8 protein-coding genes are annotated in these 13,040 nt (G+C 36.2%); 7 read left to right on the plus strand and 1 reads right to left on the minus strand.

The window, feature by feature from the left end; all coding sequences use genetic code 11:
- Positions 1–6: 6 nt before the first annotated feature.
- Complete coding sequence (locus ACQW5G_RS03760) at positions 7–879, minus strand: LysR family transcriptional regulator (protein WP_429971727.1); 873 nt, start codon at positions 877–879, stop codon at positions 7–9.
- A 98-nt stretch (positions 880–977) separates the two neighbouring features.
- Here ACQW5G_RS03760 and ACQW5G_RS03765 point away from each other — a divergent pair, with 98 nt between their 5' ends.
- The 7 genes from ACQW5G_RS03765 to cls all read left to right on the plus strand — a co-directional run bounded on the left by ACQW5G_RS03765 (position 978) and on the right by cls (position 12,951).
- Complete coding sequence (locus tag ACQW5G_RS03765) at positions 978–1,880, plus strand: DMT family transporter (protein WP_429971728.1); 903 nt, start codon at positions 978–980, stop codon at positions 1,878–1,880.
- 156 nt (positions 1,881–2,036) lie between these two features.
- On the plus strand, positions 2,037–4,991 hold the full coding sequence (locus tag ACQW5G_RS03770) for an SH3 domain-containing protein (RefSeq protein ID WP_429971729.1): 2,955 nt from the start codon (positions 2,037–2,039) through the stop codon (positions 4,989–4,991).
- A gap of 65 nt (positions 4,992–5,056) precedes the next feature.
- Complete coding sequence (locus ACQW5G_RS03775; RefSeq protein WP_429971730.1) at positions 5,057–5,947, plus strand: alpha/beta hydrolase fold domain-containing protein; 891 nt, start codon at positions 5,057–5,059, stop codon at positions 5,945–5,947.
- Positions 5,948–5,987: 40 nt separating this feature from the next.
- Entirely contained in the window at positions 5,988–6,623 is a 636-nt protein-coding gene (gene lepB / locus ACQW5G_RS03780; RefSeq protein ID WP_429971731.1) for a signal peptidase I, read from the plus strand.
- A gap of 86 nt (positions 6,624–6,709) precedes the next feature.
- Positions 6,710–8,032: a C1 family peptidase gene (locus tag ACQW5G_RS03785; RefSeq protein ID WP_429971732.1), complete on the plus strand. Its 1,323-nt coding sequence runs from the start codon at positions 6,710–6,712 to the stop codon at positions 8,030–8,032.
- A gap of 194 nt (positions 8,033–8,226) precedes the next feature.
- A complete protein-coding gene (locus tag ACQW5G_RS03790) occupies positions 8,227–11,376 on the plus strand; it encodes a glycoside hydrolase family 68 protein (protein ID WP_429971733.1) in 3,150 nt (1,049 codons plus the stop codon).
- Between the two features lie 105 nt (positions 11,377–11,481).
- Positions 11,482–12,951: a cardiolipin synthase gene (cls, locus tag ACQW5G_RS03795; RefSeq protein WP_429971734.1), complete on the plus strand. Its 1,470-nt coding sequence runs from the start codon at positions 11,482–11,484 to the stop codon at positions 12,949–12,951.
- The last annotated feature ends 89 nt before the right edge of the window (positions 12,952–13,040 follow it).

The following is a 13,040-nucleotide window of genomic DNA, read 5'->3' on the forward strand; positions in this document are numbered from 1 at the left end:
CTCCTTTTAATTTAATTCTGACGCATGTTTCTTTACAAAAACGATGAATTTTTCAGCTGCCGTAGTCATTAAAATTTCATTTTTAGATAGGAGTCCAATTTTTCTAGTAATAATAGGATTAGTGGGCAGTACACGAATATTATGTTGTTCCTCTAATTGTTGATCAACGGGCATAATCGTATATCCTAGGCCTTGTTCTACCATTAATAGAGTGGAGAAGCTATCATGTAATCGCATTTTAATGGTGGGTTTCAGGCCAATTTCGTGGAATTTATTTAATGATTCGCTATGCAAGCCTTCTTCCAGCAAAATATAAGGAAATTTAGTTAATTGTTTTAGCGATAGTTCTTTTACGTTAGCGGGAATCTGGTATTTTTTGGGAATGATTGCTTTAAGGGTTTGTTCCTTTATAAAACAAGATTGACAATCCGGCGCAGCTTCCTGGTTTAAGAAACCTAGATCAGCATCACCATTTTCAATTAATTTAGGAATACTAACGTTATCCCCTTGAATGATGGAAAAATCTACGTTGGGGTTTTGAAATTGAAAGGCACTGATTAATTCCGGAAGCCATTGTTGCGAAATACTTGGAATGGTTGCTATTTTAATTAAACTATTGGCTTGATTTGTAATTTCGTTTTGTTTAGCAATTAAAGCCTGGTGATCATTAATTAATTTTAAAATAAAGGGATAAATTTCTTGGCCTTCAGCAGTCAAACTTAACTTGTGACGCTGTTTGCTAAGGATATGGAAACCTATTTCTTTTTCTAAATTAGTTAACATCTGGCTAATGGCAGGCTGAGAATAGCCCATAATATTAGCAGCTTTAGTGATGCTTTGTTGTTCAATTACAAGTTTTAAAGCTATGTATTTGTTCATAGTATAACTTTTCCTTATATTCTGATAAAAAACATTAATTTTTGTTATTGCAATATTCATTATATATTAAAAATATTATTAATGGAGGCAATTTATACATGAAACGTAGACAAGGATTAATTTTAGCAATTACAGGAGCGTCATTATGGGGATTGAGTGGAGTTTCCAGCCAGTTTTTATTTAGTGTGGGTATTATGCCGGTTTGGTTAGTCGGGATGCGACTATTATTAGCGGGTTTAATGATGTTAATTTTCGCGTGGGCTACTCCCAAATTAAGAAAACAAGTGCTTGGAATTTGGAAAGTAAAAGCCTCACGTCGCCAATTACTCTTATTTAGTTTATTTGGTTTTTTACCAGCACAATTAGCGTTTTTTATGACGATTAGCTATAGTAACGTGGCTACCGCTGCTTCATTACAATTTTTAAATCCGTTGTTTACGATTATTTTCTGTGCGATTGCCTGCCGCTGTTTTCCTAGCAAAATGGAAACCAGTACAATTTTCTTGAGTTTAGCAGGAACCATTTTATTAGTTACAAATGGGAATTTTGGCAGTTTAGTATTGTCACCATTGGCAATCTTTTGGGGCCTTTTATCAGCCGTTGGGGCCGTTTTTTATAGTGTATTACCCAAACAATTACTCCAGGAATACGATGCCACGGTAGTAGTTGGCTGGGGCATGTTTTTAGGTGGCTTACCATTAGCACCCATTGTATTCACAGCCACAGTTCCAACGATGACTACCAGCACAATTTTAAACATTATTTTTGTGGTAATTGTCGGAACTTTAATGGCAAGTATTACTTATATTAAGAGTTTGGAATTTTTACCAGCTGCGACTGCGCAAATGTTAGGATCGTTTGAACCACTAGTAGCAACCATTGTCTGCGTGCTTGCTTTGCATGAATCATTTGGGATGTTTGAAATTTTAGGAATGATTTTAATTGTGAGCGTAGTCTTTATCCAGTTTGGAATGGATAAGGTGCTAAGTTTGCAAAAATAAGCATTTTTAACCAATTTAATTACTTGAAATTAAGTTTTAAACCCCGTTATGTAGCGAAATAGTAACTTAATTGAAATATTCACAATCGATATTATATGTTACTATTAGTCCATACATAAATAATTATGGTTAACTATACAAGGAAGGAATTATTTCATGCGTAAAATTATTAAGCTTCATAACAAAATGGCAATGGAAACAGGCGAAACTAAACAACGCGCTAAATTAGTAAAATCTAAACGCGGTTGGTTAAAAGTTGCAATGGGAACTATCTTTGCAAGTGCTGCTCTATTTGCTTTTAACGTATCAGGCGCTGTAACTGTAAACGCTGATACTGATGTACCAACCCAACAAACAACAAATAATAATACTGCTTCTACAGACGCAGAAACTGTAGCTGCACCATCTAATACTGATTCAAATTCTGCTGCTACAACAAACAACAATACTACAACTACTGACACTAATGCACAACCACAAGCAGCTACTCAAGCTACTTCAGATAACGATAGTGCTGCTAACACTACTGTTGATGCACCTGCCCAAGCAAATACGTTAGTAGCTGCTACTCAAGTAAATGGTAGTTATACTACACCAAGTACTCAAAATGTTCGTGATGCTGCAAGCATTAGCGGAAACGTGATTGGACAAGTTGCTGAAGGAACTAACATCAACTATGACCAAAAACAAAATGCTGATGGTTATTCTTGGATGCACTACAACGATAATGGTCAAAGTGCCTGGATTGCTAACCTTGGTGGACAAGCAACCTCAAACGGTCTTGCAAGTTCATTACCTGGTGCCCAATACGGTGTTGATGTTTCAAGTTACCAAGGAACTGACATGACAAGTTATGCCCAAAATGGTGCAAAATTTGCAATGGTTAAAATTTCTGAAGGTACAAGTTACACTAACCCTAATGCAGCTGGTCAAATTAAATCAGCTGAAGATAACGGTATGCTAGTTGGTGGATACGGTTATACTCATTTTGGTGCGGATGAAAATGCTGCTTACAATGAATCAAGTTACTTGATTAAACAAGCTCAAGCTATGGGAATTCCTGCTGGTGCTTACCTTGCTTGTGATTACGAAGAAGACGCTTCTAGTGATGCACAACAAAACACTACAGCTGTGCTTGCTTACATGAACAACATCCAAAACAATGGTTATAAAGCATTACTTTACTCTGGTCCTTACTACGTAAACCAACATTTGGATAACGCACGTATTGTCCAAGCACATCCAAACTCATTATGGATGGCAAGTTACACTGGTTCAGGTAAAGACAGTAGTGTAATGATTCCTCAATTAGATGGTGTTTTAATCTGGCAATACACTGATAACAAAGACGGCCAAGGTGTTGATGGTAACGTTAGCCTTATGCCTTTAGATTACAGTTCAAGTAATGCTTCAACATCTGCTACTGCTAGCAACACAAACAATCAAACACCTGCTCAACCAGCAACCCCAAGTGATAACGGTTCAAGTAGTCAAACTACTCAACCCGCAACTTCAAATGACAATACTACAAGTAACCAAACTGCTACTCAACCTACAGTTACACCAAGTACTGATGGAACTGTAACTAACAATAGTGGTTCATACACATTAAGCTCAGAACAAAATGTTCGTACTGATGCAAGTACCAGTGCTCAAGTAACTGGTCAATTACAACCAGGTTACACAGTAAACTTCAATGGAACTAAAGATGCAGATGGTTACACATGGTTACGTTACAATAACTTTGCTGGCCAAGACCGTTGGGTTGCCGATTTAAACAATGCAGCACAAGTAAACAACGATACTCCTGCCGCACAACCAGAAAACAACCAACCTGCAACTACTACACCAACTACAAATAATAATGGTGGTGTATACACACTTAATGGTGAACAAAACGTTCGTGATGCTGCTAGCTTAAATGCTACTGTAACTGGTCAATTAGATGCTGGTTACTCAGTTCGTTATGATGGTTTTACTAATGCTGATGGATACAACTGGGTTCACTACATTAACTTTGCTGGCCAAGATCGTTACGTTGCTGACTTAAACGGTACAACTAATGGTCAAACTGCAAGTGATAACAACACCGTTGTTGATAGTCCTGCACAACCTTCAGCTACACCAAGTACTGATGGAACTGTAACTAATAACAGTGGTTCATACACATTAAGCTCAGAACAAAACGTTCGTACTGATGCAAGTACTAGTGCTCAAGTAACTGGTCAATTGCAATCAGGTTACACAGTAAACTTTAATGGAACTAAAGACGCAGATGGTTACACATGGTTACGTTACAATAACTTTGCTGGTCAAGATCGTTGGGTTGCAGATTTAAACAATGCAGCACAAGTAAACAACGATACTCCTGCCGCACAACCAGAAAATAATCAACCTGCAGCAACAACTGATAGTTCTGCTAACAACTCAACAGATACTAATAGTGCACAACAACCTGCTGCTGATCAAAATCAAAATCAATCAGACTCTTCATCTGCTACTGTCGATAACAATAACGGTGGTTCATACACATTGAGTTCAGAACAAAACGTTCGTACTGATCCAAGTACAAGCGCCCAAGTAACGGGTCAATTACAAGCCGGTTACACAGTGAACTATGATGGAACTAAAGATGCTGATGGTTACACTTGGATGCATTACAAAAATGCTTCTGACCAAGATCGTTGGTTAGCTAAGATTGATGCACCACAACAACAAGATAACTCTCAACAAAACAATGTTCCAGCTGATAGTACTACTGGACAAACTGTTTTAGCTATTGCACAAAAACAAATTGGTAGTGCATACGTTTACGGTGGAACTACTCCTGCCGGATTTGATTGTTCTGGTTTAGTTCAATATGCTTATGGTTTAGCTGGAGTTAATATTCCAAGAACCACAGACGCACAATATGCATTCTCTAAACATATTAGTGAAGCTGAAGCACAACCTGGTGATATCGTATTCTTCTCAAACGGAAGCGGTATTTACCATGATGGTATCTTCCTTGGAAATGGTAAGGTCCTTGATGCTGAAACTCCACAAGCTGGTGTTACTATCGGTAACTACAACTACTATGGTGGAACTGTATTATTCGGTCGAGTATACTAAAAAAATAAAAAAAGATGCCTTGGGCATCTTTTTTATTTACACAATTTTTTATGGGAGGAAAGCTATTGGTTAAATTCATTGAAAGAACGCCAACATTTATTCCAGCAGATACAGTGGGAATTGAACGCCAGTATCTTGATTTGAGTTATGCGGATGGTCAAAGAAATAAATTAGATATTTATTTACCTAATCAAGTTCAAAATACTTATCCAGTCATTATTGATATTCATGGTGGAGGGATGTATTTTGGACAAAAAAGTTCTAATAAATTAAATGGGGCGTTAAAGCTTCTAAAACGTGGATATGCCGTAGTTAGTCCTAATTATTCATTATCTTACATGAAAGCTTTTCCACGGCCAATTTACGAGCTTAAGGCCGTAATTAGATGGATTAGAGCTCATGCTGCTGAATATCACTTTGATAGTCATAATTTGTTCCTCATGGGAGAATCTTCAGGAGCACAATTAGCAATGCTTACGGCAGCATCAGAGGCGGGGCAACAACTTCATAGTGATTTTGGTGGTAATTTGACAGTTTCTGAACATGTTAATGGGGTAATTGCGTCATATGGTCCATATGATTTAGCTATGATTCCTTATCAATTTGCAGTTTTACACCAAACGCCTAAGTTTGCTGAAACTGGTGAAGCTGATTCATTTGAAGGCATGATGTTAGAAAAACAGCGTCCAATTGATGTTCCACAATTGAATGCTGCTACTAACCCCAAGACCTATTTAACTGATAAAATGGTTCCAGTACTGATGTATGCGGGTAAACAAGACCGTGTGGTTCCTTATATTCAAACAATTAATTTAGCAGCAGAAGTTGCTAGAAATATTGGTTCAGACAATGTTGAAATGCACATTGTAGCAGATGCACCACATGGTCCTAGTGGATTTATGAATGAAACCGTCTTTACGCAAAAAGACGACTTCCTTCAAAGAAATCTGCATTAAGTGGTAAAATTAATGTGATTTATAAAAGAGGAGAAATGAGATGAAACTTTTAAAAAGTATTCTAGGTTGGGTTCTCCCCGTTGTAATTGGTTTAGCGATTGCTTTAATCGTAAAGCAATGTTTCTTCACGGTTGCCCGTGTTGATGGACCTTCAATGGAACCAAACCTAATTAATAATGAAAGAATTATGGTCTGGCGTCAGTCAGAAATTAAGCGTGGTAGCGTAATTGTATTTAATGCTGCTGGAGTTGATCCCCAAGCTGCTGAAAATAGTAGTTTTGTGAAGAATCTTTTAGGTACTAATGGAACTGATTATGTAAAACGTGTCATTGCCGTTCCTGGCGATACAGTTGCTTTTAAAGACGGTGCAATTTACGTTAATGATAAGAAAATTGATCAAAGTTACATTAGTAAATCTGAACAACAAACTGGTTCTGAATACAGTATGCAACCAGGAAATTGGGATCTTCAATCTCTTTCACGCAATTGGAAGAAAAACCAAGGAGCCGTTAAAGTTCCAAAAGGTCAATACTTTGTAATGGGTGATCACCGTAGCGTTTCAAACGATAGTCGTTACTGGGGATTTGTACCAAAAGACAAAGTGGTTGGGGTAGTTAAAACTTTCCCATGGGATACAGATAAACAAAAACGCGATAACGTTAATGATCGCGGCTAATGCAAAAGACGACTAGTGGTAGTCGTCTTTTTTGTTATTTACTTTTTAAATTGTTAAAATGACAGTTAATCGAAAGGATGAATAAAATGAAATTTAATCAACCATTAACTAATGAAGAATTACAACAAATGCGGCAAAAATTAACTGATCGTCCAGGCCACAAAATTGTTGCTAACGCAGTTATGAGTAACGGAATTAATAAAACAGCTACTAATGCTAAAGTAATTGCTAAATTAAATCGGACTTTTTCTGTTGAAATTGATACAGGAACGGTTGCTAACCAAAAACATAGTGGCCGGTGCTGGTTATTTTCAATCTTAAATACTTTACGGCATCAATTTGCTACTCAATATAAAGTAAAAGACTTTGAATTATCCCAAAGTTATTTATTTTTCTGGGATAAAATTGAACGGGCAAATATTTTTTATGATCGGATGATTGCCTTAGCTGGTCGTCCAACTACAGATCGAGATGTTGATTTTTATTTAAGTTCACCTGGTACTGATGGGGGACAATGGGCAATGGCTGCCGCCCTTGTGCAAAAATATGGAGTTGTTCCACGTGAAACATTCCCAGAAACAGCTGTTACTGAAGATACTAGCGATTTTGATATGTTATTAAATCGTAAGATGCGTCATGATGCGATGAAATTACGTGCTTTGGTTAATGGTGGAGCAACGGATGCTGAGATTGCTGATACTAAACAACAATTTATGGATCAAATTTTCCGCATTACTGGACAATCTGTTGGGGTTCCACCAGAAAAATTTGATTTGGAATATCGGGATGATGATAAAAAATATCATCTTGATCAAGGATTAACTCCAAAAGAATTTTATGATAAATATATCGGAATTGATTTAGACCAATATGTCGTTTTAACTAATTCACCTGATAAGAAATATGATGAAATGTATGCTTTGCCTAGCCAAGATAATATCGAAGGTGGGAAACACATTGAATTTTTAAACGAACCAATGGATCAATTAAAAGAAGCTGCAATTAAACAACTTCAAGCAGGGGAAACAATCTGGTTTGGAAACGATGTCTTGCAACAAATGGATCGGCAAAAGGGACTTTTAGATAGTGATTTATTTGAACAAGATGAATTGTTTGGGTTAGACACTAAGATGACGAAAGCTGAACGGCTTGAATACCACGAAGCAGAAGTTTCTCATGCGATGACATTAACTGGAGTTGATTTAGTAGATGGTAAACCAACGAAGTGGAAAGTCGAAAACAGTTGGGGTTCAAAGATTGGAAACAAAGGATACTTTGTAATGGCCGACAACTGGATGGATGATTATACTTATGAAGTCGTTGTGAAGAAAGATTATCTTTGTGATGAAACGAAAAAAGTGCTCGATAAAGCCCCAATTATGTTGGAAGCTTGGGATTCATTAGAATAATACTTTAGAAGTAATCGGTTATTCGATTGCTTCTTTTTTTTGTGAATAATTCAATTATGTGAAATATAACAGAGCAAACTATAACTTATGTTTATATTGATTATGCACATTCTATTGACACCGATTTAAATTGCCTATATGATTAACTAATCTTTAATGAAATTTAATATTCCACTATGGAGAGGCAAGTGACCATGAATAACTTTAACAATAATAAAGAACACTACAAAATGTACAAGTCTGGAAAGCATTGGATTTATGCTGCAATTACTACATCAGTAGTTGTTGCTGGAACAGCAATGTTTTCTGGTAACGTTGTAAACGCTGACACACTAAGTGCAGTTTCAGTAACTGGTTCTACTGTTGATGCATCAACTAAAATTGCAATTAATGCTAGTTCACCAATCGCACCTACTGCGGATGCTACAAAAGTATCTCCAGCAGCTATTCAAGTAACAAAAATTACTAATGAGAATACTAAAACTGTAGATACTCCTAAAGCAGATGATGCAGTAAAAGCAACTGATGATACTAAATTAGATAAGTCAACTGATGATGTTAAAAATGATGATTCATCAAACAAGATTTCTGATAACAATTTAGATGTAAAAAAAGTAGAAGAAAACGCAGCAGTAACTGCTAATACAAACACTAATGATACTAAATTAGACAAATTAACTGATGATGTTAAAAATGATGATTCATCAAACAAGATTTCTGATAATAATTTAGATGTAAAAAAGGTAGAACTAAATGCGTCAGTAACTACTGATACAAACAGTATTGATAATCAAGCAGATAAGACTGATCCAAGCGCTCCTCAAAATGTATATGTAAGAAAGGGTTCTAACGTATTTTCTGATGCACAAAGTCAAAATATTGTTGGAACAACAACTGATTACAACGTAGCAGCAGTTATTGTTAAAAATGTTATTAATGGACGTGTTCCAGTTGTGATTGCTAACCGTAACCTTGAAGGATATATTAGCGTTGATGATTACACTTCATCACCACAATTCTTCAATGATAGTTATGGATCAAGTCATTACACTCGTTGGGATATGGATCAAATTCCTGAAGCTTTGAATAATCCTGATTACAGAGCTCCTGAATATGATAAAGAGTTATTAGGATCAAATATTCCTAGTGCCAAAGTTGTTGATCCAATTACTCATGAAGCAAAAGAAGTATTTGTTTGGGATAGTTGGCCACTTCAGGATCCTAATGGTCAAATGGCTAACTATCATGGTTACTATATTGTTTTAGGACTTACTGCCGTAGCAGGAACAGACCAAAATAGTAATGCCAAAATTGGCGCCTTTGCACAAAAAATTGGCACTAAGGATGATGGAATTGCATCATGGCAATATTTAGGTAGTATTTTCAAAACACATCTTGATGGTAGCAATCCTGATGATCCGTTCTTAAAAGAATTGGTAGGTGAATGGTCAGGATCAACAATTATGTTGAATCCTAATGATGATACTGTTCGTGTATTTTATACAAATGCTTACCCAGTTCCTGGTGGAAACCAACAAGTTTTAACAACTGCTCAAATTACTATTAATGCAAAAGATGGTAATTGGGATAATGGTTTAGTTATCGATCAAAGTAAAACAACTGATCACAAATCAATTTTTGCTGGTGATGGTGACAAATATCAAAATCTTTCACAATTAGGTGGTGCAGTGAATGGATTCCCTGATAACTATTGTTTACGTGACCCACATTACGTTGAAGCTAATGGTAAAAAATATCTTGTATTTGAAGGTAATACTGGAACTCAAGATGGTTACCAAGGAATTAATAATATTTACAATGAAGCCTATTTTGGTGGAAACTATGATTACTTTATGAAAGCACATAATTGGTTAACTCAATTCCCTGGAAGTTGGGAATATGGTAAAGCAATTAATGCTAATGCTGCTTTAGGTATTGTTGAATTAAATGACGACTTTACCGTTAAGACAGTTATGAACCCACTATTGACTGCTAATGCAGTTAACGATGAATTTGAACGTCCAGATATCTTTGAACACGATGGTAAATGGTACTTATTTACTGTAAACCGTGGTGAAAGAATGGCATCAAGTACTGCTAATATTACTGGTGACACTCATAATTACATGGCTTACATGATGGGATTTGTCTCAGAAGATGGAATTGATGGACATTATAAACCGTTGAATGGTAATGGACTAGTAATAGCAAGTAATATGCACTGGACTGATCCTAACTTCATGTATTCATTTTATGTAATTCCACCAGTAGATAAGAATAGTGATGAATTTGTTGTTACTAGTTATCTCGGAAACCGTTCATTTGCCCCAAGTTTCTTGATGAAGATGGATGGAGATACTACTAAAGTATTGAGCTATAAGGTTCTTAATCAAGGAGCAGTAGCTAACTCAGATAACTACTATAATGCTGAAGTACAAGCTAACCCAGTATTTGATGGTGCATCTATCAATGATGGTACTGTAATTAGTGTGTTTGGTTGTGGTCCGTTGGTAGTTATTCCACCAAAAGCAACTCCAAATACACCAAATGAAACACCAGCAGAAACAGTTGAAAAGGTAGTTGAAAATACCCCAGTAGATGAAAACACACCAAAAACACCAGGTGACAATGTCCCAACTACGCCAGTAGACGGAAACACACCAAAGACGCCAGGTGATAATGTACCAACTACGCCAGTAGATGAAAACACACCAAAAACACCAGGTGATAACGTTCCAACTACGCCAGTAGATGAAAACACACCAAAGACACCTGGAGATGAAGTACCAACTACCCCAGTAGATGAAAATACACCAAAGACGCCAGGTGACAATGTCCCAACTACTCCAGTAGACGGAAACACACCAAAAACACCAGGTGATGAAGTACCAACTACACCGGTAGATGAAAACACACCAAAAACACCAGGTGATGAAGTATCAACTACCCCAGTAGATGGAAACACTCCAGCAACACCTGTAGACAACGCACCAGTTACTCCAACAGATAATACAGAAACAACTACTGTACCTGCTGATCAAAAAACTAGTGTCCCAACTACTACTACTGAAGAAAAAGTTCCCGGAACATCAAAAAATGATGACTCAACTATTCCAACAAATAGTACTCCAGAAACAACACTTCAAAATGGATCAGAAACTCCTAAAGCACCTAAAGATGGTTCAAATGAAACTCCAAAACGTACTGATACAACTCATTTCCTTAACGAAAGCGCTAATTTACCACAAACAGGTCAAGATGCACTTTCAAGCATTATGGCAATGATTGGAGCAATTCTTCTTGGAATCCTCGGAATTTTTGGTTTAGGCAAACGTCGTAACTAATAAATTTAATAATTAGAAGTAATCGATTATTCGATTGCTTCTTTTTTATAAACAAATTCTTTAAAGTTAGGTAAAATAAAGATATTATAATTCAGGAGGAATTCCATGGAAATCGTATTGTACATTTTAATCGCAATTGTAATTATCAATGCCTTAGCTGCCATTGTCACTGTGTTTAGAACGCAACGTGATATCGCTGCTACCTGGGCATGGCTCTTAGTTTTAACTTTTATCCCCGTGTTTGGTTTCATTATTTATGCCTTTTTCGGTCGTCGGTTACCTAAGAGTAGTTTACTTCGATTAACTGGAAGTGCTAAGAAACAGGTTAAACGAGAAATTAAGCAACAAAAGAAAGAATTAGGGCATTTTAATGAAAAAGAAAACCCTAATAATAAGATTGTTAATGATTCCCGTGGTTTAGTGGAAATGTTCATGAATAACGGATCAGCTCCATTATTGAATGATAACGAAATTAAAACTTATACTGGTGGAAAAGAATTTATTGCCCAATTTTTTGAAGATATTAGGAATGCAAAACACACGATTAACATTGAATTTTATACTTTTTATGCTGATAAAATTGGCCATCAAGCCCTTGATTTATTAGTACAAAAAGCAAAAGAGGGCGTCGATGTACGAGTTATTTATGATGCTTGGGGTTCAATGGGAACTACCCAAAAATTCTTCAAACCGTTGTTTGATGCTGGTGGGCGCGCCTTTCCTTTCCTTCATAACAAGTTAAATGTGCGTGATATGCGGGTTAACTTTCGTGATCACCACAAAATTGTCACAATTGATGGGGAATATGGGTATATTGGTGGATTAAACTTAGGTGATCAATATATGGGATGGAAGCCTAAATTTGGAAATTGGCGTGATTGTATGATTCGGGTTCACGGTCATGGAGTTTATGGATTGCAATCGCGGTTCTTATTAGATTGGAATGGAACTGACGAAAATTCCCAAATTGATCCCAATGATGAAAATCAAATTAAAAAGTATTATCCTAAAATGGAAACAAATGGAAATGCAATTATGCAAATTGTTTCAAGTGGCCCAGATTCAGCCATGGAACAAATTAAAATGGGTTACATTAAGATGATTGGAATGGCAAAAGAATCCATTAAAATTACGACTCCATATTTAATTCCTGATGACTCGGTATTTACTGCTTTGAAAATAGCTGCTAAGTCTGGTGTGAAAGTTGAAATTGTTACTCCTGATATGCCAGACCATCCTTTTGTTTACCGTGCTACCCAATACTATTCTCGTCAATTAACTAAGTTAGGCATTAAAATATACGCTTATAATAATGGGTTCATGCACGCTAAGACCATTGTGGTAGATGGCAAATTAGTTTCAGTTGGTTCAGCTAATATGGATTATCGTAGTTTTGAATTAAATTTCGAATGCAATGCCTTTGTTTACGATGAAAAACTCGCTAAAGAAATGGAAAAAATTTACGCTGAAAATATTGCCGATAGTACATTACAAACTGAAAAAATCTTTTCATCACAATCAAAATGGCTTGATTTTAAACAACACTTTAGTCGTTTGTTATCACCATTGTTATAAAAATCAAAAAGCTGAAGTCTACTGGACTCCAGCTTTTTTTATTAATCCAATATATAACCCATTGGGATAACAATGTGATACTATTGAAG

Source organism: Fructilactobacillus sp. Tb1 (assembly GCF_050500285.1).
Lineage (GTDB): Bacteria > Bacillota > Bacilli > Lactobacillales > Lactobacillaceae > Fructilactobacillus.